The 24,861-nt window shown below is 61.9% G+C and carries 20 protein-coding genes; 6 read left to right on the top strand and 14 right to left on the bottom strand.

All coding sequences use genetic code 11. The features are described from left to right. Positions 1-10: 10 nt before the first annotated feature. The 4 genes from J3350_RS03235 to J3350_RS03250 all read right to left on the bottom strand — a co-directional run bounded on the left by J3350_RS03235 (position 11) and on the right by J3350_RS03250 (position 5,656). On the bottom strand, positions 11-580 hold the full coding sequence (locus J3350_RS03235; RefSeq protein WP_207685672.1) for an ANTAR domain-containing response regulator: 570 nt from the start codon (positions 578-580) through the stop codon (positions 11-13). A 49-nt stretch (positions 581-629) separates the two neighbouring features. Further along, the gene (locus J3350_RS03240) at positions 630-1,949 is read right to left on the bottom strand and encodes a glutamine synthetase family protein (RefSeq protein ID WP_118552815.1); all 1,320 of its coding nucleotides are present in this window, start codon (positions 1,947-1,949) and stop codon (positions 630-632) included. A gap of 143 nt (positions 1,950-2,092) precedes the next feature. Continuing rightward, complete coding sequence (locus tag J3350_RS03245; RefSeq protein WP_207685673.1) at positions 2,093-4,180, bottom strand: glutamine synthetase III; 2,088 nt, start codon at positions 4,178-4,180, stop codon at positions 2,093-2,095. A 246-nt stretch (positions 4,181-4,426) separates the two neighbouring features. Next, positions 4,427-5,656, bottom strand: a complete 1,230-nt coding sequence (locus tag J3350_RS03250) for a class I SAM-dependent rRNA methyltransferase (RefSeq protein WP_097792386.1) — start codon at positions 5,654-5,656, stop codon at positions 4,427-4,429. Positions 5,657-5,855: 199 nt separating this feature from the next. Here J3350_RS03250 and J3350_RS03255 point away from each other — a divergent pair, with 199 nt between their 5' ends. After that, the gene (locus J3350_RS03255) at positions 5,856-6,359 is read left to right on the top strand and encodes a CYTH domain-containing protein (RefSeq protein ID WP_207685674.1); all 504 of its coding nucleotides are present in this window, start codon (positions 5,856-5,858) and stop codon (positions 6,357-6,359) included. A gap of 44 nt (positions 6,360-6,403) precedes the next feature. On the opposite strand, the gene J3350_RS03260 is transcribed toward J3350_RS03255, so the two are convergent. The 4 genes from J3350_RS03260 to J3350_RS03275 all read right to left on the bottom strand — a co-directional run bounded on the left by J3350_RS03260 (position 6,404) and on the right by J3350_RS03275 (position 10,705). Further along, a complete protein-coding gene (locus J3350_RS03260) occupies positions 6,404-7,894 on the bottom strand; it encodes a DUF1846 domain-containing protein (protein WP_207685675.1) in 1,491 nt (496 codons plus the stop codon). Between the two features lie 221 nt (positions 7,895-8,115). Further along, complete coding sequence (locus tag J3350_RS03265) at positions 8,116-9,318, bottom strand: hypothetical protein (protein WP_207685676.1); 1,203 nt, start codon at positions 9,316-9,318, stop codon at positions 8,116-8,118. Positions 9,319-9,321: 3 nt separating this feature from the next. After that, positions 9,322-9,807, bottom strand: coding sequence for an RNA polymerase sigma factor (locus J3350_RS03270; RefSeq protein WP_207685677.1), 486 nt, complete (start codon positions 9,805-9,807; stop codon positions 9,322-9,324). A gap of 211 nt (positions 9,808-10,018) precedes the next feature. Beyond that, entirely contained in the window at positions 10,019-10,705 is a 687-nt protein-coding gene (locus J3350_RS03275) for a YoaK family protein (protein ID WP_207685806.1), read from the bottom strand. A 219-nt stretch (positions 10,706-10,924) separates the two neighbouring features. Here J3350_RS03275 and J3350_RS03280 point away from each other — a divergent pair, with 219 nt between their 5' ends. Next, positions 10,925-11,749 carry an RNA methyltransferase gene (locus J3350_RS03280; protein WP_097792381.1) on the top strand — a complete coding sequence of 275 codons (825 nt, stop codon included), beginning with the start codon at positions 10,925-10,927 and terminating at the stop codon, positions 11,747-11,749. 38 nt (positions 11,750-11,787) lie between these two features. Here J3350_RS03280 and J3350_RS03285 read toward each other — a convergent pair whose 3' ends face one another. From J3350_RS03285 to J3350_RS03295, 3 genes are all read right to left on the bottom strand, one after another. Then, complete coding sequence (locus J3350_RS03285) at positions 11,788-14,811, bottom strand: bifunctional diguanylate cyclase/phosphodiesterase (protein WP_207685678.1); 3,024 nt, start codon at positions 14,809-14,811, stop codon at positions 11,788-11,790. 42 nt (positions 14,812-14,853) lie between these two features. After that, positions 14,854-16,281, bottom strand: coding sequence for an extracellular solute-binding protein (locus J3350_RS03290; protein ID WP_207685679.1), 1,428 nt, complete (start codon positions 16,279-16,281; stop codon positions 14,854-14,856). Between the two features lie 70 nt (positions 16,282-16,351). Further along, a complete protein-coding gene (locus J3350_RS03295) occupies positions 16,352-16,699 on the bottom strand; it encodes an Hpt domain-containing protein (protein WP_097792378.1) in 348 nt (115 codons plus the stop codon). 252 nt (positions 16,700-16,951) lie between these two features. Here J3350_RS03295 and J3350_RS03300 point away from each other — a divergent pair, with 252 nt between their 5' ends. From J3350_RS03300 to bilS, 4 genes are all read left to right on the top strand, one after another. Continuing rightward, a complete protein-coding gene (locus J3350_RS03300; RefSeq protein WP_207685680.1) occupies positions 16,952-18,889 on the top strand; it encodes an HD domain-containing phosphohydrolase in 1,938 nt (645 codons plus the stop codon). A gap of 116 nt (positions 18,890-19,005) precedes the next feature. Further along, positions 19,006-19,416: a bilirubin utilization transcriptional regulator BilQ gene (bilQ, locus tag J3350_RS03305; protein ID WP_207685681.1), complete on the top strand. Its 411-nt coding sequence runs from the start codon at positions 19,006-19,008 to the stop codon at positions 19,414-19,416. 2 nt (positions 19,417-19,418) lie between these two features. Continuing rightward, entirely contained in the window at positions 19,419-20,534 is a 1,116-nt protein-coding gene (gene bilR / locus J3350_RS03310) for a bilirubin reductase (protein WP_207685682.1), read from the top strand. A 28-nt stretch (positions 20,535-20,562) separates the two neighbouring features. Then, positions 20,563-21,054, top strand: a complete 492-nt coding sequence (bilS, locus tag J3350_RS03315) for a flavodoxin family protein BilS (RefSeq protein ID WP_207685683.1) — start codon at positions 20,563-20,565, stop codon at positions 21,052-21,054. A 78-nt stretch (positions 21,055-21,132) separates the two neighbouring features. On the opposite strand, the gene J3350_RS03320 is transcribed toward bilS, so the two are convergent. From J3350_RS03320 to J3350_RS03330, 3 genes are read right to left on the bottom strand one after another with little or no spacing between them, the layout of a single operon-like run. Then, the gene (locus J3350_RS03320; protein ID WP_207685684.1) at positions 21,133-23,049 is read right to left on the bottom strand and encodes a fructose-specific PTS transporter subunit EIIC; all 1,917 of its coding nucleotides are present in this window, start codon (positions 23,047-23,049) and stop codon (positions 21,133-21,135) included. 38 nt (positions 23,050-23,087) lie between these two features. After that, entirely contained in the window at positions 23,088-23,993 is a 906-nt protein-coding gene (pfkB, locus tag J3350_RS03325) for a 1-phosphofructokinase (protein ID WP_207685685.1), read from the bottom strand. Beyond that, positions 23,990-24,745 carry a DeoR/GlpR family DNA-binding transcription regulator gene (locus J3350_RS03330; RefSeq protein WP_207685686.1) on the bottom strand — a complete coding sequence of 252 codons (756 nt, stop codon included), beginning with the start codon at positions 24,743-24,745 and terminating at the stop codon, positions 23,990-23,992. Before J3350_RS03330 ends, pfkB begins: the two co-directional genes overlap by 4 nt. Between the last annotated feature and the right edge of the window lie 116 nt (positions 24,746-24,861).

Below are 24,861 nucleotides of genomic sequence, written 5' to 3' on the forward strand. Positions count from 1 at the left end.
AATTATAATCCTAATCCTCGTAAGAATCAAGGATTTCTTGTGCGATCTCGGCACGGTCGCGCCGGGTGTCCATGGCCCGCTTTTCGATCAGGCGATGGGCGTCGGCCTCGGTCATGCCTTCCCGCTCGATGAGGCAGCATTTGGCGCGGCTGACCAGACGCACCTGCGCGATCTTTTCCTGCATCCTGGCGTTTTCCTGCCGCAGGCGCAGCAGGCGGTGGTTGCTGGCTGCTGCCATGTGGATGGCCTGCAAAAACAGCGTGTTCGAGAACGGCTTGCTCAAAAGCAGCACGCCCTCGTCGCTCATGGAACCCAGCAGCTGATCGGCCGCAGCGGCCTTGGCCAGAAGCATCACGCCCGCGTCGGTCTTTTCCACGGCGGCAGCGCACAGCTCATGGCCAAACTCATCGGGCAGCGGCGCGTTGACCACGATGAGCTCAAAATCCGATTCTAACATCCTGCGCCGGGCCTCGGCTCCGCTTGGCACGATCAGAGGCCGGGGGTATCCCAGCTCCGCCAGCCGTGCCGAGATATACTCGTTTGAGCTGGCTCCGGCGCTGACGATCAGAGCACGTCCCATTCGGAATCGCTCCTTTCCTTTTCCCTCTCTTTTTCCGGTAGCTTACCGCTCAGATGGCGTTGAAGTAGTGGATGCGCTCGTACTCCGCCGGGTCGGCGGCATTCTTCAGGGCAGCGCAGCGCTTCAGTTCCTCCTCGTAGTAGCGGTGAGAGAGCTCCTCCGGCAGCACGGCGCGCAGGAAGTCACTCTCCTGCGCGGCCTGCACGGCTTCTTCCAGAGTGGAAGGCAGCTTTTCCAGCCCAAGGCCAGCGGCCACGGCGGGGTCGAACAGATTCTTGTTGATGGGGGCCTGCAGTTCCAACCGGCGCTCAATGCCGTCCAGACCGGCGGCCAGGATGAGGCCGATGGCCAGATACGGGTTGCAGGCGGGGTCCGGGCTGCGCAGTTCCATGCGGCAGTTGTCGCCCTGCACCTGCGGGATGCGCACGAGCTGGCTGCGGTTCTGGCGGCTCCAGCTCACGTATTTGGGGGCCTCGTCGCTGCCGAAGCGGAGGTAGCTGTTGGGCAGGGGATTGGTGAAGACGGTCAGCGCGCGGCTGTGTGCCAGCACACCCGCCATAAAGCTGCCCGCGATGCTGTCGGGCGCGATGTCGCCCTCGAACAGGTTCCGTCCGTCCATGTAGAGCGAAAGGTTGATGTGCAGCCCGCTGCCGGCCTGGTCGGCCAGAGGTTTGGGAAGGAAGCTGGCATGGATGCCGCTGCGCATGGCCACGGCCCGCACGATCTGCTTGAACATCATCACGTTGTCGGCGGTCTTGAGTGGGCCTGCATAGTGGCAGTCGATCTCGTTCTGGCCGTTGCCGCTCTCGTGGTGGCTGTGCTGGGGGCTCATGCCCATCTGCTCCATGGTCAGGCAGATGTCGCGGCGCAGGTTCTCGCCTGCGTCCAGCGGGGCCACGTCGAAGTAGCCGCCGAAGTCGATTGGGACGCGGGTGGGGCGGCCATGGTCATCGTTCTCGAACAGATAGAACTCGCACTCGGCCCCCACGTTGCAGGTTAGCCCCAGCTTGCGGAAGCGGCGGCTCATCTGGCGCAGGAACCCCCGGCAGTTGCCGCCAAAGGGGTCGCCGTCCGGCCGTTCCACGTCGCAGAAGAACTGCATCACCCGGCCTTCGGTGGGGCGCCAGGGCAGGATGGTCACGGTGGAGAGGTCGGGCCGGAGCACCAGGTCGCTCTCTTCCACCTTCATGAACCCGGCAATGGAGCTGCCGTCGAAGCAGACGCCGTCCTCCAGCGCCTTGGGCAGGTCCCCGGCCAGCACGGCGATGTTCTTCTGTGTGCCGAAGATGTCGCAGAAGGCGAACCGCACGAATTTGACGTTGTTGTCCTCCACAAAATCCAGGATATCCTGTTGGGTCGTATAGCTCATAAGGATGATCTCCTCTCAAGAAAAACGCCTAAAGGCCTGCCCTCGCAAAAGAGCAGGTCTTTAGGCTGGTGTAAGAAATAGGAAAAGGAGAATGGCGAATGAAGTTCGACAGCCTAAGATGCTTTATGAAATGCGCTGGTAGATCAGACGTAGTAGAGCATCTTGCTGTAGCTGGGCAGAGGCCAGTAGTCCTCGCCGCAGATGGTCTCGGCATCGTCGGCTGCGGCGCGCAGGGCGTCCATTGCCGGGATCACGTTGTCGTGGAAGGCCACAGCCTTCTCGCTCTCGCTGGTCAGAGCCTCGGCAGCGTCCACCACATCCTGCAGCACGTCGATGGCGTCGCTCATGGCGTCGGCATCGGCGCTCAGCTTGGTCAGGGTCTTGGTCTCGCTGCGGACACTGAGCGCCTCGCTGACGGCCAGCTTGGTGGCAGCGGTGTTGGCGACCTCGCTCATGTAGGAGTTGACGGCCGGCAGCAGCTGCTTGCGGGCCATTTCGAGCATGGTCAGCGCCTCGATGTTGATGATCTTGGCGTAGTGCTCCATCTCGACTTCGTAACGGCTCTCCATCTCCACCTTGGTCAGGACGCCGAAGTCCTCCATCAGCTGGATGTTCTTCGGGTCAACGAGGGCGGGCAGAGCAGCCGGGGTGTTCTTCTTGTTGGGCAGGCCGCGGCGGGCAGCTTCTTCTTCCCACTCGGCGGTGTAGCCGTTGCCGTTGAAGATGACGCGGCGGTGGTCGCGGATGGTCCGCTTGACCAGAGCGATGGCGGCGGAGGTGAAGTCCTCAGCACCCTCCAGTTCGTCAGCGTAGCCCTTCAGCTCCTTGGCGACGGCAGTGTTCAGGATGGTGTTGCAGTCACTCAGGTTCTCAGCAGAACCGGGCATACGGAACTCGAACTTGTTGCCGGTGAAGGCGAAGGGAGAAGTGCGGTTGCGGTCGGTGGTGTCCTTGCTGAACTTGGGCAGAACATCCACGCCCAGATCCATCTTCATCTTGGTGGGGCCGGCGTAGGGAGAATCGGATGCGATGGCGTCGATGACGGCTTCCAGCTCCTCGCCCACGAAGATGGAGATGATGGCCGGAGGTGCCTCGTTGGCACCCAGACGGTGATCGTTGCCGGGGGTGGCGACGGAGGTGCGCAGCAGATCTGCGTACTCATCGACTGCCTTGATGACAGCGGCCAGGAAGACCAGGAACTGCAGGTTCTCCATGGGAGTGTCACCGGGGTCCAGCAGGTTCTCGTGGGTGGTGCTCATAGACCAGTTGTTGTGCTTGCCGCTGCCGTTCACGCCCTCAAAAGGCTTCTCGTGCTGCAGGCAGACCAGACCGTACTTGGGTGCGATCTTCTTCATCAGCTCCATGGTCAGCAGGTTGTGGTCGATGGCAACATTGGTGGTGTCGAAGATGGGGGCCAGCTCATGCTGGCAGGGAGCCACTTCGTTGTGCTTGGTCTTGGCGGGGACGCCCAGCTTCCACAGCTCGACGTCCAGTTCCTTCATGAAAGCGGAGACTTCGGGGCGGATGACGCCGAAGTAATGCTCTTCGAGCTCCTGACCCTTGGCAGAGGGAGCACCGAACAGGGTGCGGCCGGTCAGGATCAGGTCCTGACGTGCCTCGTAGTCTTCCTTCTTGACGAGGAAGTACTCCTGCTCCGGGCCGACCGTGGTGGACACATAGTCCACATCCTTGCCGAACAGCTTCAGGATACGGATGGCCTGATTGGACAGCGCGTTCATGGAACGCAGCAGAGGAGTCTTTTTATCCAGCGCCTCGCCGGTGTAGCTGACGAAGGCGGTGGGGATGCAGAGCACATCATCCTTGACGAAGGCGTAGCTGGTGGGGTCCCATGCGGTGTAGCCGCGGGCCTCGCAGGTAGCGCGCAGGCCGCCGGAGGGGAAGGAGGAAGCATCGGGTTCGCCGCGCACCAGCTCCTTGCCGGAGAACTCCATGATGGCGGTGCCGTCACCCACGGGGGAGACGAAGCCATCGTGCTTCTCGCTGGTGATGCCGGTCAGCGGCTGGAACCAGTGGGTGTAGTGGGTAGCGCCCAGCTCCATGGCCCAGCGCTTCATCACGCTGGCCACGACGTTGGCCACCTCAATGTCCAGCGGAGCACCCTTGTGCAAGGTGCGTTCCAGGCTCTTGTAAGTCGCGCTCGGCAGGCGCTCCTTCATCACATGTTCGTTGAAGACCTTGCTGCCGTAGATTTCCATAACATTTGCTGCCATAAATCCTACTCCTTACTTGATCTTGTTTCTTTCCACACATCGCAAAAACCCATCCACGCCGATGCGTTTTCACGCGAAAGCTTGCTTAAACAAAACGACGCTGCGAGTCAGGAGGTGACCCACAGCGCCGTTGCTGTCTATGGCATGATTATAGCTTACAGGGCAAAAAAAGGCAATAGACAAAACTGACGATTCTGCACAAACACGCTCTCGTTTTTTTGGAGATTTGCGCGCTTGGTATGACTTTTAGATGACCTGGAACAGGAAAAACTTCAGGTAGTTCGTTTCCGGGACGCCCCAGAGGATGGGGTGGTCGGGGGCCTGCTGGCGGACTTCGATCTGCCGCAGCTGGCGGTGGGCGTCTTTTGCCGCCGCCTTGAGCATCTTGATGAACAGCTCCTCGGTGGCAAAGTGTGAGCAGCTGGCCGTGGCCAGATAGCCGCCGCGGGGCAGCAGCTTCATGGCGCGGTAGTTGATCTCCTTGTAGCCGCGCATAGCGTTCTCGACGGTGCGGCGCGCCTTGGTGAAGGCGGGCGGGTCGAGAATGATGAAGTCGTAGGGGTGGCCCTCCTTTTCCAGCCGGGGCAGCAGCGCGAAGGTGTCCTCGCAGAGGAAGTCCATGTTGTCGAGGCCGTTGCGTTCGGCGTTCCGCTGGGCCATGGCGATGGCATCGGCGCTGATGTCGGCAGCGGTGACGCGGGCGGCCCCGCCCCTGGCCGCGTTCAGCGCAAAGCTGCCGGTGTGGGTGAAGCAGTCCAGCACCGTGTGCCCGGCGGCGATGCGGGCCACGGCGCGGCGGTTGTATTTCTGGTCGAGAAAGAAGCCGGTCTTCTGGCCGTTCTCGAAATCAACGTGGTAAAAAACGCCGTTTTCGCAGATCTCGGTCTGGGTGGAAGCGGGGTGGGTCTCGCCGGGCAGCTCGAACCAGCCCTTGTTCTGCGCCAGCCCTTCCTTGGCACGCAGTGCCTCATCGTTCCGCTCGTAGATACCGTCGATGGTCTGGCCGTCGGCCCGCAGCACTTCTGCCAGAAGGGGGAAGAGGAGGGGCTTGAGTTTTTCCATGCCGACGCTGAGGGTCTGGGTGACGAGGATATTCTGGAACCGGTCCACCGTCAGGCCAGGGAACTGGTCGGCCTCGCCGAAGATGACCCGGCAGGCCGAGAGGTCGTCCGGTTCTAGAACGGTCTTGCGGTAGTTCCAGGCATACTCCACCCGGCGGCGCCAGAAGTCAGCGTCGAAGGTATCGTTGGCGTTGCGGGAGATGAGCCGCACCCGGATCTTGCTCTGGAGCGAGAGAAAGCCGGTGCCGAGGTAGGCCCCCTTGGGGCTTACCACATCGGCCAGCGTGCCGTTCTCCGGCGTGGTCTCCGGTGCTTCGAGGATGTCGTTCTCGTATACCCACGGGTGGCCGCCCACCAGCAGACCCTCGGCGTGTTTGTTGACTTTGTAGATGGGATAGTTGCGGGTCGATTTCATAGAAACTCCTTGTGTTTGAGATACGACAGGCTGAGCGGGGCGGCTGTATTGCAGAGGTGCGCTCTCCGCCGTACGAGGAAAATGCTCCCGGCGATGCGGCCCGCTTTCAGCGCTGTATTTTTTGATTCAGATCCTCTTTATAATATCATAAAACCGTGTTAGAATAAATACAAAATCCAACAGAAATGAGGGCAAGGCAATGGAAATCGAACGCAAATGGATGGTGAACGGCTGGCCGGAGGGAGCGGGTTTCCCGGAGATGCCGCTGCAAGAGGAATTTGCGATGCGGCAGGGGTATATCAGCGTCCGTCCAACGGTCCGCATCCGGGAGGAGGCCCGGACGGGCGGCAGCACCGACTATATCCTCTGCTTCAAATCCGGCGGCGGGCTGGCGCGGGAGGAGATCGAACGCTCCATCGACAAAGCATTGTTTGACGATTTAGAGACGAAGATCATCGGCAGACCGCTCATTCCGAAGATCCGCCGCAGTTACCTGCTGCCGGACGGACTGGTGCTGGAAGTGAACCATGTGGACGAAGGCCAGCCCACCGAGTTCTGGTACGCCGAGGTGGAGTACGATTCGGTCGAACAGGCGCGCGGGTGGGACCCGGCGTCCTGCGGTCTGGCGGACTACCTGAACGATGACGTCACCGACCAGCCCGGCCAGAGCATGGGCGAATACTGGGTGCAGACCCGCCTGTGAATGCAAAAAGAGAACCGCCGCGGCGGTTCTCTTTTTGTCTGCGCTTATTTCTTGTGGTACTTGCGGCCCTCTTCCTCGTAGGCAGGTTCGCAGGTCAGGTAGATGCCCAGCTTCTTCACGGTGTCGTCGTCCACGCTGGACAGGATGACCGTGGAGTGCATGTCGCAGCCCTTCAGCTTGGAGAGCTGGTGCAGGGCCATCGCAGCGGTGGGGTTGGTGGCAGCGGAGCTTGACAGCGCGATGAGGATCTCATCGGTGTGCAGGCGGGGGTTCTTGCTGCCCAGATAATTGGTCTTGAGGGTCTGGATCGGCTCGATGGCGGCCGCAGAGACGAGGTCCATTTCCTGGTCGATGCCGGCCAGCTTCTTCAGCGCATTGAGCAGCGCCGAGGCGGCTGCACCCAGCAGCGGGCCGGTCTTGCCGGTGATGACGGTGCCGTCCGACAGCTCGATGGCGGCGGCCGGTGCCCCGCCGGTCTTCTCCGAGACGGCGTGAGCGGCCTGCTCCACGGGGCGGCTGCCCAGCGTAAGGCCTGCCTGGTTCATCAGAAGTTCCAGCTTGTAGACCTCGCTCTGGACCTGTGCGCCGTTCTTGAGCGCACACAGAGACTTGAAGTACCGGCGGACGATCTCGTTGCAGGAGGCCTCGCAGCAGACGGCATCGTCCACGATGCAGTTGCCTGCCATATTCACGCCCATGTCGGTGGGGGAGTGGTAGGGGCTCTTGCCTGCGATCAGCTCGAACATCGCGTTGACCACCGGGAAGATCTCAATGTCGCGGTTGTAGTTGACGGCAGTCTTGCCGTAGGCTTCCAGATGGAACGGGTCGATCATGTTCACATCGTTCAGGTCGGCGGTGGCGGCCTCGTAGGCCAGGTTCACCGGGTGCTTGAGCGGGATGTTCCAGATGGGGAAGGTCTCGAACTTGGCATAACCGGCCTTGACGCCCCGCTTGTACTCGTGGTACAGCTGGGACAGGCAGGTGGCCATCTTGCCGCTGCCGGGGCCGGGGGCCGTGATGACCACCAGCGGGCGCTCGGTCTCGATGTACTCGTTGCGGCCATAGCCCTCGTCGCTCACGATGCGGGCCACGTCGTTGGGGTAGCCGGGGATCTTATAATGACGGAAGGTCCGGATGCCCAGACCGTTCAGCCGCTTTTCAAAGGCTTCCACTTCGGGTGCGGCCGTGTACATGGTCACGCAGACGCTGCCCACGAACAGCCCCCGCTCCTGGAAGGCGTCGATGAGGCGCAGCACGTCCAGGTCGTAGGTGATGCCGTAGTCGCCGCGCACCTTGCTGCTCACGATGTCTTCGGCACTGATGACGATGACGATCTCGGCCTGATCCTTCAGCTGCAGCAGCATCTGCAGCTTGGAGTCCGGCTGGAAACCGGGCAGCACGCGGGAGGCGTGGTAGTCATCGAACAGCTTGCCGCCGAATTCCAGATACAGCTTGTTGTCGAACTGTGCGATCCGCTCGCGGATGTGCTCGGACTGCATCTGCAGGTATTTGTCGTTGTCAAATCCTTTTTTCATTCGTTGCTCCTATTCCTCGAAGAAAACCCGCAGCGGCAGCCAACACCGTTCCGGCCGCCGGGGCGTTTTTAACACATGAAATCAGTATACCATATCAAGCCCGGCAGCGCAATGAAAAAATCCCTGTCAAACCGCGTTTCGCTGCAAAAATTCCCGCACCGCCTGCCCGATGGGAACGGGCAGCAGTGCGGGAGGTGCATCATTTCAGGGAGGAAGGGTGCTTACAGCGTCAACTGAAGGGCCTGCATGGAGGCGGTATCGGGGTCGAACAGGCCGCTCAGCGGGCCGTCCTTCTGGCTGGCGTGAATCTGCGCCACATTGCGGGAAACGGCGGCCACGGCGTTCTGCTGGACTTCGGTGCACTGGACCAGCGCGCAGCCGTCGAACTGGCAGTGCTTCGCAATCTCATCCGGCAGAAGGGCCGGGTCGAGCCGGACCATGGCGCAGTCCACACAGGCGATGCCATCCGGGTACTGTGCCAGCAGATCGGGAGTCAGGGTCAGCTTGGGCAGGCCGCTGAACAGGTGACCGGACAGGACCCGCAGCTCGTCGTATGCGAGGTCGGGGATGGCACAGAACGTCTCTTCGGCTTCCTGCGGCAGGGTCACGGTGCCGCTGGCGTGGAAGAATTCCAGTTTGCCCAAAGCCGCGATGCAGTCGGCGGAGACGGTCACGTCACCCAGCACGTAGAGCTTAGTACCATACCGGCGCAGGGCCGCAGCGGTCAGGTCGAGGTCGTCATCCACCACGGCGGTGCCGTCGGGCAGGATCACCAGCTCGGTATCCTCGGTGAAGAGCGGGGCCAGCGTCTCGGCCAGCGATTCGGCCAACACCGCCTTGGGCGCGGCGAAGCGGCAGCCCTTTGCAGCCAGCGCGGCGGCATCCAGCTTCGGGTCCACGGCGACGAAGAGCCGCTCGTTCCAGTACAGCCGCTCCTGTGCCCGCAGCAGGAAGGCACGGTCCAGCTTGACGGAACGGCCGCTCAGCACCACGGCCTCGTCCGGGTAGATCACCAGCTTGCCGTTGACGGTGGCCGCCTCGGTGAACAGCGCCGCGAGCGAGGCCGGGCAGGTCGCTTTTCCGTTCACGACCAGCGCTTCGTACTGGCGCAGGGTCTCGGCGGCGTCGGGCAGGACGGTGACTTTGCCGTTGATGACGAGTACCTGCTTTGCCTCCGGCTTGGAGGCGGCGCTCAGGGTGGTCTTGCCGTTGGTCACGCTGGCGCGGATGTCCGCGTCGTCCGGCAGATTTTTGCACAGCACGGTGTTCAGCTTGACATTATACTGGCTCAGCAGGGCCTGGGCGCGGGGGTTGGTCAGGGTGATGACCGCGTTCAGCGAAATGTCCTCGTAGGCAGAAAGCGTCTCTTCGGTCAGGCGGCGCAGGTCGAGCACGATGGCGTTGGCATTCAGTTTCTTTTTCATGGTTCAATCCTCCGTAAGGTTCGTTTTCAGCAGATGGCGTGTCTGGGAAAGGCGGCGGCGGACGGTTCCGGGCGGCAGCTCGAACAAGCGGCTCAGCTCGGCGGACGTATAGCCCTCGTCGTAGCGCAGGGTGAAGAGCAGGCGGTCCAGTTCGGAGAGTTGATCCAGCACGGTGCCCAGTTCCACCGAGCCAAGGGCAGACGTGGCCGTCTCATCGGCGGAGTCGTCACCGTCCGGCGGCAGCAGGGAGGTGAGCAGGGCTTCTTCCTTGGCCGCCCGGCGGACCTGGTCGCAGTAGAGGTTCCGCGCTGCGGCAAACAGCCAGGCCTTGCACTGGCGCTCGGTGAACGTATCGATTAAGGTGCGGTTCTGCAGCGCCCGCAGAAAGACTTCCTGGGTCAGATCCTCGGCGCGGGCCTCGTCCCGGCAGAGCTTGTAGCAGAAATGTTCCAGCCGGTCCCAGAAGGTCTCGTACAGCAGCTCCCACATGGGGCTTCCTCCTTTCTTGCATCGTTCTGCCTGTTAGACGAACGGCAGGGGAAAAGTGTTCGGAAAAAAGAAAAAGAGATTGCGGAACTCCCCCAGTCACCTGACGGTGACAGCCCCCTCGGAGAGGGGGCCTAAAGCCTCCCTCATTGAGGGAGGTGGCATCGCGCAAGCGATGACGGAAGGAGTTCAGCAATCTCTCAATTATTTAATTTCAATGCTTGGCTTCCAATTTTTCAATGTCCTCTTCCAGCTCCTCGATGTCTTCCTTGAGGAACATCAGGCAGAAGCTCACGGCCAGCAGCAGGCAGGAGAACCAGATCGCCTTTGCGCCGCAGAACCCCAGCGCCACGCTGCCCAGGCCTGCGCCCAGCGCGAACAGGAGGATGATGGCGAAATAGTGGAAGGCTTTGCTCCGGGCGGCGCGGTTGCCTGCGACAAGCCAGCTGCACAGCGAATCCATGCCGCTGCGCAGGTTGCCGATGCACATGGTGCTGGCAAAGGCGTAGCCGTTCACCTTGCGGAACGCCTGCACCTGCATCGCGCAGGCAAACGAGACCAGCGCGTTGGCCACCAGATTCCACTCCTGCGGGAAGAAGCCGACCACGAACAGCATCACGATCTCACACAGCACCACCAGCTGCCGCCAGTGGAGCCGCTGCATCTGCTGGAATTTCTGGCGCAGCAGTTCCGCCGTGAACACGCCCAGCGCAAAGAAGCACAGCGGCACCAGATAGTGCAGCACCGCACTCCAGTCGCCCTCGAACAGCTTTACGCTGCACAGCACGATGTTGCCGGTCTGTGCATTGGCAAACACCTTGCCGCGATACAAATAGGTATAAACGTCCTGCAGGCCGCCGGAGACCGACAGGAACATGGCGGTGCAGAACGCTTCGGACATCTGCCCATTGCGGGACAGTTTTCGACTGATGGACACGGAATGGTTCCCCCTCTTTACAAGTTCCCGTCTATGATAGCGCATTTTGGAGGATTTGTCAAAATTCTGGTGGCATTTTTGGCGGATTCGACCATGTAAAACGAACATGGCAACCATGTTTTGCAAAGGAACGCCGATTGTGCTACAATAAGACTGATTCTGGAACCAAAAGGAGAAATTCTCATGCCGAACATCGTCGAGATCACCGATTTCCATGCGCCGGAGCTGGACCCCTACGCCCGCCTGACGCAGAACCAGCTGCGCTGCCGGCTGGAACCCGAAAAAGGCATCTTTATCGCCGAGAGCCCCAAGGTGATCTCCCGCGCACTGGACGCCGGGTATGAGCCGGTCTCGCTGCTGATGGAGCGCAGACAGATCACCGGCCCGGCGGCGGAGATCCTGACCCGCTGCGGCGATGCCCCGGTCTACACGGCGGACCGGGAGCTGCTGGCCGGGCTCACCGGGTTTGAGCTGACGCGGGGTGTGCTCTGCGCCTTCCGCCGCCCGGCCCCCCGCAGCGCCGAGGAGCTGTGCAAAGCGGCCCGCCGCGTCGCGGTGCTGGAAGGCATCGTTGACTCCACCAACGTGGGTGCCATCTTCCGCAGTGCGGCAGCGCTGAACATGGACGCAGTCCTCATCAACCCCTCCTGCTGCGACCCGCTGTGCCGCCGCGCGGTGCGGGTGAGTATGGGCACGGTGTTTCAGGTGCCCTGGGCCCAGCTGGGCGAGACGCCCGCCGACTGGCCCGGACAGGGGCTGGCCCGCCTCCGCGCCATGGGCTTCAAAACGGCAGCCATGGCTCTGAGCGACCGCTCGGTCCCCATCGACGACGAAGCGCTGGCCGCAGAGCCGAAACTTGCCATCGTGCTGGGCACCGAGGGCGACGGTCTGGCCCATGCCACCATCGCCGCCTGCGATTACACGGTCAAGATCCCCATGTCCCACGGCGTCGATTCGCTCAATGTCGCCGCCGCCAGCGCCGTCGCATTCTGGCAGCTGGGTCGATAAGAAAAAGAAACGGCCGAAAGGCCGTTTCTTTTTTGCACTTAGTCGGCATCCGAATGCGCGGCGCTGGCAGTGCGGATGACATCCAGCGCTTCGGATGCGATGGGGGAGGGCACGGCTGCCGGGCGGCTGAGGTAGTAGCCCTGCAGCAGGTCCACGCCCAGGTCGATGACCTTGCGCAGCTGGACCTCTTCCTCAATGCCTTCGGCGAGGATCTGCATACTGCGGGCGTGGGCGTAGGCCACGATGTTCGAGACGATCTGCTGCTTGTCGAGATCCTTCTCGATGCCGCGGATGATGGAGAGGTCGATCTTGATGTACCGGGGCGACAGTTCCAGCAGATTGAGCTCGTTGCTGTAGCCGGTGCCGTAGTCATCCAGCGCGAAGGCACCGGAGAAGCCCGGAATGTTCCGCTTCCGCTCCAGACATGCGCGGTCCAGGTCTTCCTGTTCGGTGATCTCCACGACGAGCTGTTTGAGCAGGTCGGGGTAGCGGCGGTGATATTCCTGGATGTCCGCATCGTTCAGGTCCACATTGGCGATGGAGTTGACGAAGAGCAGGGCGTCCTTTCGGATGAGGCCCCGGCTCTGCAGCTTCTCGAATGCCTCGCTGGAATGGAACATGGTGATCCGCTCGATGTCGTACAGGCGGTCCAGCTCGTGGGCCAGCGCCATCACCTGCGAAGGCGAGGTGAGGGTGGGCGTGTTCACCCGCATCAGCGCCTCGTAGGCCACCACCCGCCCGGTTTGTGCGCTGAAGATGGGCTGGAAGTAGTAGTACACCTGCTCTTCCCGCAGCAATTGCAGGAACTCGCGCTGGGTCTGGGCGGCATACTCCTCGCGGTGGTAGACGCCGATGTCAAAATCGCCCACCTGCCCCTTGCGGGACTGCTTGACCTGATACATGGCGAAGTCGGCGTATTTTTTCAGGGTCTTCAGGTCTTTGCCGTCCTCCGGGTACCAGGCCACGCCGCCGGAGATGCTGATGTTCAGTGTTTTGCCGTTGGGCAGGGTGGAGCAGCTGGCCCGCAGGGCGGCGCTCAGCTTGTCCAGCTCGGCGCGGATGGCGTCTTGCGTGTCGTACCCGTAGAACAGCAGCAGGAACTCGTCGCCGGACAGGCGGGAGCAGACGGTGTTCTTTGGGGCGTTGGCGGCGAAGCACTGGCCGGTCTGGTGGATGTACTGGTCGCCCCAGTCGTGGCCGTAGGTGTCGTTGATCTGCTTGAGGTTGTCCAGATCCATCATCAGCAGAGCCGAGCAGTGCAGCTGGGCCGGGTGGGCAAAGAGGTCGGCGCAGACCCGGTTGAACGCCTGACGGTTGTACAGCCCGGTGAGGATATCGTAGTCGCGCTCCCGCTCGATGCGCTGCTGCTCCAGCGTGGGGATGGTCACGTCTTCGAGCAGGCCCACCTCCGAGGCGGTCTCGCCGCAGATGCGGGTCACACGGAGGATCACATACCGCACCCCGTCCTCTTTCTGGACGAGGAAGACGGAGTTGCCTGCATCCGTGGTGCGGTAGAGGCTGGAATGCGCGATCCGGGAGAGGGCGTTGCGGAAGCTGCGGGGCGTGAGCGGCTCCGGGGTGGCCAGCCCCAGCATCTGGAAGAAGTTGTCGGTGGCAAAGACACTGTCGCTGCGCAGCTCGTAGCCGCCCAGCTCCACCGTGGCCATCTCCATGATCCGCAGAAAGCGGGTGGAGGAGGCCAGCACATCCTCCGAAAGGTGGGTGATGGCCGAGGCAAACTGGTCTACTTCCATGATGCCGGTAGTGGGCAGCTGCGGCATGGCCACGGCGTTTTCCTGCGCTTTGGCCACGGCAGCGGAGAGCTGATGGACGAGCTTGGACATCCGCTCACTGACCAGAAAGCTCGCCAGAAAGCCTGCGATGAGGGTGAGCAGCACGGTGAGGAAGAGCAGCTGCTGCACCCGGTCAGAGAAGGCCGAGAGGTTGGCCGTGGGCACCATGCCCACCAGACACCAGTGATCCCCGGAGAAGGGGGCGTTCCGGTTGTAGAGATTCAGCGGCATCACGGAGGCTGTGTAGGTGACATGGTCCTGCACCAGACGGAAGCAGCCGATGCCGCGCCGGAATGCCGCAGCGGTGGTGCCGCTGGCAAACGCCGAACTGCCGCTGCACAGGACCGGTGCAAGATCCAGTGAGAGGGTGTCCAGGTTCAAAGGCGCATTGGAGCAGGCCAGCAGATAGAAGCCGGAGCCGTCGCCCTGCAGTTCGGCGCAGGGCAGATTCTCGGCGAGGTAGCTGGTCAGAAGCTCCACGCCAATGACGCCATAGACGGTGCCGTCCGGCAGGATGAGGGGCTGGCTGTAATAGATGGCCTGCCGGTCGTCACCTTTCAGAGCATAGGGGGTGATGGTCCAGTGGCCGTAATCAGCCGGGCTCAGCTGGGCACCATCGTCATAGGCCGCCTGGAACGGCGCATAGAGATAGCCTCTGGCTTTTGCCTGATAGGTGAGGGCGGGGGACCAGCTCTTGTCGGTGGCGATGCTCTGCTCCTGCACCAGCTGGGCCGGTGCCCGCTCGAACAGCAGGTCGGAATTGTTTTCGGAGGGCGAGGCGTCGGGGTCCAGATCCCGCAGATAGATGGAGGGCAGGCGATTGCCAGCGGAACGCTCGTTCAGGTCGTGGGTGTTCAGCACCAGAAAGATGCCGGTCACCGGCCTGCTGCGCAGAGCGGCGATGAGCTTTGGGGTGGCCGCTTCCAGCAGGGGGTAGGCGGTGATGCTGCTGCTGTCCAGCGTGGCAAGGTCGATCCTGCCGCTGTCCAGCAGCTCCTGCGTCAGGGCGTTGATCTCACTTTCCAGAGTGGAAAGCTCCTGCGCATCGTTCAGGATGGTCTGGATGTATCGGCTGCGGTTCTCCACCTGCATGGCGAGGATGTCCTCTGCGTTCTGGTCCAGCTGGGGGCCGACCCGCATCACATAGATGGACGCGACGAGCAGTGCGACCTCCACCAGCAGCACACTGACCATCGCGTTGAAGATCGTGCCGAAAATGGAGCGCTCTGCGCGGGTCCCGGACGGTTTGTGCCGGGTGATGTGTTTCATGGGCCGGTGCTCCTTTCAAAAAGGGTTGGGGGCGGCAGATGGTCAGCCGGCGTAGGCTTCCAGCGCGGCCTTCGTGGATTCGTACCACTGGTCAAAGTATTCGTCGGTCAAAAACTCGGCTTCGGCTTCTTCGGGCGTCTGCCCGGCGGCGAGCCGCTCTTTCACGATGGCCCGGTCGGCCTCCGCCGCATCGGTCATGGCATTTTGCAGAGTGATGCGGGCCGTGGAACCCTCCGGGAAGGCGTGGGTCGTGTACAGGGCGTCATGCTCTACGGCATCCAGCGAGAGGTCCAGCACCTGGGTGATGGTGTCGGTCAGCTCCAGTCCGCTGGCCTGAATGGCGTCCGGGCTTGCGGCGGCGTGGGTCACGGGCAGATAGCCGGAGTTCACGGAGAACGCGATGTTGTTTTCCGGCTGGGTGAACCACTTCAGAAATTCAACGCAGGCCCGGATCTGGGCGTCGGTGCCTTTGGTCACGATCATGCCGGCACCCTGCTGGGCGGCGACCGGGGCGCAGCCTGCAAAGGATGGGCAGGGCAGGATGGCCGGTTCGATGGCGTGGCTCTCGGTGTCGTTGGTCATCACCTGGGTGGGGAAGAAGGGGCTGCTGGCCGACGAGCCGACGTAGGCCAGCAGATTGCCGGTCTTCACGTCGTCGCTGCGGAACTTGCCGCTGGCACCGAACCAGCCCTTGATGTAGGGCACATAGAAGTTATCCCACAGTTTGCGGATGACGTCTTTGTCAAAATGCAGGGTCATGACGCCGTTCTCGGCATCAAAGATGGTCAGGCCCATCTCCTGAGCACCGCACAGCAGGTAGTTGGCCAGCGCATCGCGGCCGAAGAAGGCCTTGCCGTCGTTGGGGGTGCTGGTCATGGCATCCGTCCAGTCGTAATATTGGCGGGCCACCTCCACGACGCCTTCCATGGTGGCCAGGTCGTCGTAGGTCACACCGGTGGCCGCAGCAAAGGGGGCCCAGTCGGTGGCGTTCAGGTAGAGCAGCTCGGTGGATTTTGCCACCGGGAACACCTTCAGTTCCCCGTTGTTCATCAGGTCGCCCTCGGCCAGAAAACCGTCCACATAGGCGGCCTTCTCCTTTGCGGTCAGATAGGGGGCCAGGTCCACGACCTCGCCCAGCAGGTCGAGGTCGTAGGCCATGTCGGCATAGCCGGAGTAGAGGTTGGGCAGGGCCGCAGCGCCCACCTTGCCCTGCGCAGCGGCCAGAACGTTCGCTTCCAGGTCGGTCACGCTGCCCTGATTGAAGCTCTCGACCACGATGTTCTTCTCTTTGCCGACGGTGGCGTTGAACTGGTCCACCAGAGCGTTGAAGCTGCTCAGCAGGTCGCCGCTGTAATAGTTCCACACCGTGATGGTGGTGGGTGCCTTGGCGCTGCCGCCGCAGCCCACACAGCCCAGCAGCAGCGCAGCGCTCAGCACCAGACTGACGAGCGGACGAAAACGAGATCGCATGATGTCTCCTTCCCCAAAACGAGCCGGTCTGAAAAATGGAGCCCCGGCTCCCCGTGGCTCCATCCGGAACTCAATCGAGGGCGTTGAGGGCCTCGATGGTCTTGTGATATTCCTTCTCTACAAGGGCATACTGCTCGGCGGCACCGTCAAAGCTCCCCGCGCGGAGGATCTCCGTCAGGGCCACTGCAGAGGGCATGAGGTTGCTGAAGCCGAGGTTGAGGCAGACCCCTTTCAGGGTGTGCGCCGCAAGAAACGCATCCTTGACGTCCTGCCGGGCCATGGCATCGGTCAGCTGCTGAAAACTGGTGTCCTGCAAAAACATCCGGGCAAAGCGCCGGATCATATCGGGTTTATAAAAGCGCCGGAGCACGTCCTGATAATTTGCGCCCATGGCCGTGTAGCATTCTTCGATCGTCATGTGGGGGACCCCTTCCTGTCAAATGGCTTGTGATAGATAAAATTATTATAACACCTTTTGTTTCACAGGGCTACCATTTGTGCCGAAAAAGTTCAGATTTTGGCAAAACGGCGGGGCAGCATTCTGTTTTGCAGAAAAGTTTTGGAAAATCCCTTCCATTTGGGCTGAATACCGTCTATAATAGGAAAGAAAAGCGCCTTTTCTGTTCCAACATTCGGAGAGGTGCGCAGAAAGGCGTAGGAAACGGCGAAGATGAAAACAATGCAGGAAGTTCAGACGCTCATCAGCGATCTGCAGCAGTTCTATACGGATGTGCGTCTGCTGGACGCAGCCGCCATTGAGCGGATCGAAGAGGGCGTGCGCTCAAACCCCAAGGCGGAAGACCTGTGCTATGCCTGCCGCCACAGGAGCCGCCGCTGCCACCACTGCGCGGTGAAGAGTGCGTTCGAGAACCATGACCAGCGCACCAAGCTGGAATATTTCTCGCCGGACATCGTGCAGGTGTCGGCCCAATATATGGAGGTGGACGGAGCTCCCTATGTGCTGGAACTGCTGCAGCGGATGCAAAGCGATACCATCGTCGAACCCGATGACACCGAGGCACTGTTCAGCGCGCTCTCCGGCTACAACACCAAGCTGTACCACGACCCTCTGACCGACATGTACAACCGCCGCTATTACGAGGAGATCGTCCGCGGCATGAAAGGCCCCATCGGCGTGGCGCTGATGGACCTGGACGACTTCAAGGTCTACAACGATACCTACGGCCACCACGCGGGCGATATGGCCCTGAAGACCGCCGCCACCATCGTGCGCGGCTGCATCCGCCAGACCGATGCGCTGGTGCGCTTCGGCGGCGACGAGTTTCTGCTCATCCTGCCTGGCATCCCGGAGGATTACTTCAAAATCAAACTGGAGGGGATCTGCGAAAAGATCCATGACGCCATCGTGCCCGGCTACAGCCACATGCGGCTTTCGACCAGCATCGGTGGGCTGATCCAGATGCCAAGCGACAGCATGGATGCCGTGGTCCGGCAGGCCGACCGGCTGATGTATCAGGCCAAGGTCCGGAAGAACTGCGTCGTCGTCTCCGGCGAGATGCTTCAGGAGGATGCGCCGGGCCGCCGGGAGGAAAAGCCGCAGATCCTCATCGTGGACGATTCCGAGATGAACCGCGCCATCCTGTCGGAGATCCTGTGCGGGGATTACCGCATCCTCGAAGCTGCGGACGGCGAGGAGTGCCTGAAAAAGATGCAGCAGTACATGGGCGATATCGCGCTGGTGCTGCTGGACCTTATGATGCCCAAGATGAACGGGTTTGAGGTGCTGGACTTCATGAACCGCAACCACGCCATCGAGGATCTGCCGGTCATCATGATCTCCGGCGAGGACAGCGAGGCCTCCGTCCGCCGCGCCTATGAGATGGGGGTTTCGGATTACGTGGCCCGCCCGTTCGACGCCCGCGTCGTCTACCGCCGGGTGTTCAACACCATCAAGCTCTATGCCAAGCAGCGGCGGCTGGTCAGCCTGCTGTCCGAACAGATCCGCGCGCGGGAGAGGAACACCTCCATGCTGGTGGGGGTGCTGAGCCAGCTGGTGGAGTTCCGCAACGGCGAGAGCGGGCTGCACGTCCAGCACATCCACCGCCTCACCGAGCGGGTGCTCGCAAAACTGCTCGAACGCCCCAACATCTACCACATCACCTCCGAGATGCAGGAGAACATCCCGCTGGCCTCGGCCCTGCACGACATCGGCAAGATCGCCATCGACGAAAAGATCCTGAACAAGCCCGGCCGGCTGACCCCGGAGGAGTTCGAGGTCATCAAGACCCATACCACCATCGGCGCGGATATGCTGAGCAAGCTGGACAACTTCTGCGTGGAGCCGCTGCTCCAGACGGCCTACAGCATCGCCCGCTGGCACCACGAGCGGTGGGACGGCCGCGGCTACCCGGACGGCCTGAAGGGAAACGAGATCCCCATCGAGGCGCAGGTGGTGGCGCTGGCCGACGTCTACGATGCCCTGACCAGTGAACGCTGCTACAAAAAAGCCTGCCCGCATGAACAGGCGGTGGAGATGATCCTGAACGGCGAATGCGGCGCGTTCAACCCCATGCTTCTGGAATGCTTTGTCGAGATCAAAGACGACCTCAAGCGGGAGCTGGAAGAAGAGCGCCGCAGCAAAGCATGACAACAGCCCGAAAAAACTTCGCGTACAGATGCGGAGTTTTTTCTTTGCGAAAATACTTGACTTTGTCAAGTGAACGTGCTATACTCAGGCCGTTGAGAACGAAAGGAGCGGATCATATGGAACCGGCTACGGTATCCTCCTGCATTCTGACACTGCACAGGAGATTTGCCGCCTACACCACCCAGCGGCTGCAGGAGCTGGGCCTGAGCTTCGGGATGATGTACTTTATCATCTATGTGGGCAAGCACCCCGGCTGCACCCCCTCGGAGCTGACGCAGAGACTGCATCTGGACTGGGGCCACTCCCAGCGCAGCCTTACCAAGCTGGCCGAGGATGGATTCCTCACCAAAGAAAAGAGCGGCCGCAGCTACCATCTGGAACTGACCGAAAAGGGCCGGTCGGCCTTTGCGGTCTGCCACCGGGTGTTTTATGGCTGGGACGCCCGGAACCTGACCGGCCTGACCGCCGACGAGCAGCGCCAGCTGCTGGATCTGCTGCAAAAAGCAGCACAGAAAGGAAGCATGTGATCATGTACGAGACCATCCTGAGCCCTGTGAACTATGGGGGCCTGCAGCTGAAGAACCGCATCATTTTTGCGCCCACCACCTTCGGCCTGCCGGACGAAGAGTACCTTGCCGAGGTCCGGCGGCTGGCCGAGGGCGGCTGCGCGATGCTCATCATCGGGGATGTGCCGGTGGGGAAGAGCAAGTTCGAAAAATCCCTCTTCGATGCAAAAGGGTTCGCGTTTTATCAGCAGATCGTGGAGATCGCCCACAAGGCGGATTGCAAGGTCTGCGCCCAGCTGCACCAGAGCGACTCCAACATGATGGCGATGCTCAAATACATCCCCGCCGTGCTGGCCAAAAAGCTCACCCCGGACCAGCTGCGCGAAAAGCTGAACGCCGAAGTGGAGCCTTACATCACCAAAATGCCGAAGCGGAAGATCGAGGCCATCCTCGCAGGCTTCGGCAAGGCGGCGGTGCTGGCAAAACAGGCCGGGTTCGACATGGTGCAGGTGCACGGCGACCGGATGTGCGGCAGCTTCAGCTCGTCCATCTTCAATCACCGCACCGATGAATACGGCGGCAGCGCCGAGAACCGCGCCCGCTTTGCCGTGGAAGCGGTCAAGGCCGTCCATGCCGCCGTGCCGGAATTTCCCATTGACTACAAGCTGGCCGTCCGGCAGGAAGACCCCCACTACGGCAACGCAGGCGTTCTGGTGGAAGAACTGCCCGTCTTTGTGCCGCTGCTGGAACAGGCGGGCGTGACCAGCTTCCATGTCACGCTGGCCAACCACTCGGCACTGGAAAACACCATCCCGCCCGCCAGCCACCCTGCCTTCGGCCAGCCGGGCTGCTTCCTCAAGTTCTGCGATGCCGTGCGGCAGTACACCCGCCTGCCCCTCTGCGGCGTGGGCGGCCTGAACGACCCCGATTTCGTGGAGCAGCAGCTTGCCTCCGGGCGCATCCAGTGCGCCGCCATGAGCCGCCAGCTTCTGGCCGACCCGGAGTGGGTGAACAAACTGCAAAAGGGGCAGGCAAAAACGATCCATCGCTGCGTCCGCTGCAACAAAAAGTGCCTCGGCGGCCTGATGGCGCACCAGGGCACCCGCTGCATCTACGACGCACGGCGAGAAGAAAAATAAACACACACCGATGAAAAAGGAGAATCGTATGAGCTACTCGATCGTATACAGCAGCCAGACCGGCAACACAAAGCAGCTGGCAGAGACCCTTCGGGAAACGCTGCCGCAGGAAGGCTGCCGCTACTTCGGCACACCGGCAGAAGCCGCAGCGGAGGCCGACACCCTGTATGTGGGCTTCTGGACCGACCGGGGCCATGCAGATGCAGACTGCAACGCCTTTTTGAAAACGCTGCGCGGCAAAAAAATCTTTCTGTTCGGCACCGCAGGCTTCGGCGGCAGTGCGGAGTATTTTGCAAAGATCCTGAGCGCCGTGCAGGCGGAGCTGGACCCCAGCAATACCGTTGTGGGGACCTATATGTGTCAGGGCCGGATGCCCCAGTCGGTGCGGCAGCGGTACGAAGCGATGAAGCAGCAGCCGAACCCGGCCTCCAATCTGGACATGCTGATCGAAAACTTTGACCGTGCATTGGCCCATCCGGATGCCGGAGACCTCGAACGCCTGAAGCAGGCAGTGCAATAAAACGCAAAAACGGCTGGCCCTCCTGGAGTACGGAGGGCCAGCCGTTTTGCTTGTGGATTCAATGGAACCGGAAGGGAGTTACTCGGTGCGGGTCTTCTTGAGCAGGCTCAGGATGACGGCACCCACGATGCTGCCAGCGGCCAGTGCCACCACATACATCAGGGCGTGGTCCACGACGGGGAAGACGAAGATGCCGCCATGGGGTGCGCGCAGGGCACAGCCGAAGATCATGGAGAGCGAACCGGCCAGCGCTGCGCCGATGACGCAGCTGGGCAGGACGCGGAGCGGGTCGGCGGCGGCGTAGGGGATGGCACCCTCGGTGACGAAGCACAGGCCCATGACGTAGTTCACGATGCCGTTGCGGCGCTCGTCAGGGGTCCACTTTTTGGGGCAGAAGGTGGTGGAGAGGGCGATGGCGAGAGGAGGCACCATGCCGCCCACCATGACAGCGGCCATGACCTCATAGTTGCCGGAGGCCAGCGCGGCCGTGCCGAAGACGTAGGCTGCCTTGTTGCAGGGGCCGCCCATGTCCACACTCATCATACCGGCCACGATGGCACCCAGCAGGACTTTGGAGGTGCCGCCCAAGGCGTTGAGCCAGTCGGTCATGGCGGTGTTGATCATGCCCATCACCGGGTTGATGCCGCACATCACAGCGCCCATGATGAGGATGCCGCCCAGCGGGTAGATGAGCATGGGGCGGATGCCGTTCAGGCTGGCGGGGAGCTTTTCGGTGATCTTCTTCAGGAACTCGACCACATAACCGGCCACGAAACCGGCCAGCAGAGCCGCCAGGAAGCCGCCGGAGATGCCGGTGGTCTCACCGGAGGCAAGGCCCGCGAAGTTGGTGCCGTTCATGGCCAGAACGCCGCCTGCAAAGCCGACGGCCAGACCTGGACGGTCTGCGATGGACATGGCGATGAAACCGGCCAGGATGGGGAGCATGTAGCTGAAGGCGGCGCTGCCCACCGTCTTGAAGAAGGCCGCGATGGGGGTGTTCATGCCGAAGTTGGAGGGGTCGATGGTGTAATCGTCCAGCAGGAAGGCCAGCGCGATCATGATGCCGCCGCCCACGACGAAAGGCAGCATGTGGGAAACACCGTTCATCAGGTGCTTGTACACGGTGTGGGCCGCACTGTCGGAGGCACCGGGCGCATCGCCCGCGGCCTTGTCCTTGCTGTGGTAGATGGGCACCTCGCCCCGCACGATCTTCAGGATCAGCTCTTCGGGCTTGTGGATGCCGTCGTCCACGCGGGTGAAGAGCACGGGCTTGCCGTCAAAGCGGGCAGTCTCCACGTTCTTGTCCGCCGCCACGATGATGCCGTCGCAGGCTGCGATCTCCTCGCGGGTCAGGATGTTCTTGGCACCGTCGGAACCGTTGGTCTCGACCTTCACAGGCAGCTCCAGCTTGGTGCCTGCCTTGGTCAGCGCCTCGGCGGCCATGTAGGTGTGGGCGATGCCGTTGGGGCAGGCCGTCACAGCCAGCACCCGGAAGCCGTCCTGCGGGATGGACTGGTCGGTGAAGCTCTCGCTGCCGAACTGTGCTTCCTCCTGCTTGTCGATGGCGTCCAAAAATGCCTGCGGCGTTCTGGCAGTGCGCAGCTGCTCCACGAACTCCTCGTTCATCAGCATCTGCATCATCCGGGCCAGCATATCCACATGCAGGCTGCCGTTCTGCGGGGCCGCGATGGCGAAGAGCAGGTCGGTCTTGCCGTCGTCGTCGGGGTTGTACTGCACCGGGCTGCTCAGCCGCAGTGCGGCCAGACTGGGCCGGGTGACGACATCGCTCTTGGCATGTGGAACCGTGATGCCGTTGTCCACGTAGGTGGAGCCTTCTTCTTCGCGGGCGTAGAGTGCCTTTTTATAGGCCTCTTTGTCCAGAATGTTGTTGTGGGTGGATTGCAGCTCCACGACCTTGTCGATGATCTCATCCTGATTGGATGCTGCAACATCCAGCGCAATGGCATTCAGGGAGAAAAGCGAGGTGATACGCATAGGGGGATTCTCCTTTCCTTCGTTCAAAGCGTCACAGCTCAGAGCGCTGCGAGCAGTGCGTCGATCTCCGATTTTTTGGCCAGCCCCAGGCTGAACGCTGTGGCGCTGCCGCAGGCGGTGCCCAGACGGAGGGCGTCGTCATAGCGGCCGGTCTGCAAATATCCGGCCACGAAGCCGGCGACCATGCTGTCGCCTGCGCCCACGCTGTTGACGACCCTGCCCTTGGGGCAGCCGATGCGGTGCACGGCACCGGTCTCGTCCACCAGCAAAGCACCATCGCCCGCCATACTCACCAGAACGTTCCGGGCACCCTGCGTTTGCAGGGCGCGGGCAGCGGCGGTGATCTCCTCGTCGCCGGTCAGGACTCTGCCCACCAGCTCGCCCAGCTCGTGGTTGTTCGGCTTGATGAGGAAGGGGTGGTAGGGCAGAACGTTTGCCAGCAGGGCGCGGGTGGCGTCCACGACACAGCGCACCCCCTTGCCGTCCAGCCGGGCCAGCAGCCGCTCGTAGGTGTCCTGCGGCATACTGGATGGGATGCTGCCTGCGAGGATGAGCACATCATTTTCGGTCAGCGCATCGAGCTTTTCTTCCAGCGTGTGCAGGGCCGAAGCCGGGATGGCGGGGCCTGCGCCGTTCAGCTCGGTCTCTTCCCCGGCTTTGATCTTCACGTTGATGCGGGTCATGCCGTGGTCCAGGTGAATGAAGTCGGTGCGCAGGCCCTGCGCAGCCAGACCGCGTTCCAGCCAGGCACCGGTCTCACCGGCCACGAAGCCCAAAGCTACGCTCTCGCAGCCCAGCTCGTGCAGCACACCGGACACATTGATGCCCTTGCCGCCCAGCACACAGTCCTCCCCGGCGGCGCGGTTCACCTCGCCGACTTCCAGAGCTTTGTCCAGGCGGACGACGTAGTCGATGGCAGGATTGAACGTAACGGTATAGATCATGATTCCGTCTCCTTTATCAAAGTGAATTGCTGGTATTTGGGGTTGGGGCAGCGGTTGGTCAGGATGGCACCGCTGTGCAGGTCGGTGATGACGGCGGAGTAGACTTTGGCGAACTTCGAGTCATCCACGAGGAACCAGGTCTCCCGCGCCCGGTGGATGGCAGCCGCCTTCACAGCGGCTTCCTCCGGGTCCGGTGTGGTGAACCCGGCCTCCAGCGCCACGCCGTTGGCCCCCATGAACGCTTTGGTAAAGTTGTACTGCTGGATGGCGCTGAGCGCCGTCGCCCCGATGATGGCTTCGGTCTGGGGCCGCAGCATCCCGCCGGGCAGGAACACCCGGCAGCCCTTCTGGGCCAGCAGCCGGGCGTGGGCCACGCCGTTGGTCACATAGCAGGCATGCAGGGCCGGGCCGGTCAGCGCCCGCGCCACCGCCAGTGTGGTGGAACCGGCATCCAGAAAGATGAAATCCTCCGGCTCGATCAGGGCCGCAGCGGCCCGCGCGATGCTGTGTTTCTGGTCCACAGCCAGCTCTTCTTTGGCGGCCATGGTGGGTTCGTCGGTGCGGAAAGGGCTGTCCGGCAGGGTGGCACCGCCGTGCACCTTGTTCAGTCGGCCCATCTTGTCCAGCTCGTTCAGGTCGCGCCGGATGGTGGATTCGCTTGCGCTCAGGGCCTCGCACAGCTCCTGTACCGTAGCCGTCCGCTGGCGGGCCAGCAGATCCAGGATGAGGGTGAAGCGTTCTTCTGCCAACATGGGAATCTTCACTCCTTTTGGTGGATTGTGATTTTATTTGAAGCTTTCTGCGTCTCTCTGCCCCTATTATAGCAAAAAACACGTCAAAATCAATCACGAAATGCCAAAAAGAATCA

Source organism: Faecalibacterium sp. Marseille-Q3530 (genome assembly GCF_017377625.1).
GTDB lineage: Bacteria > Bacillota > Clostridia > Oscillospirales > Ruminococcaceae > Faecalibacterium > Faecalibacterium prausnitzii_E.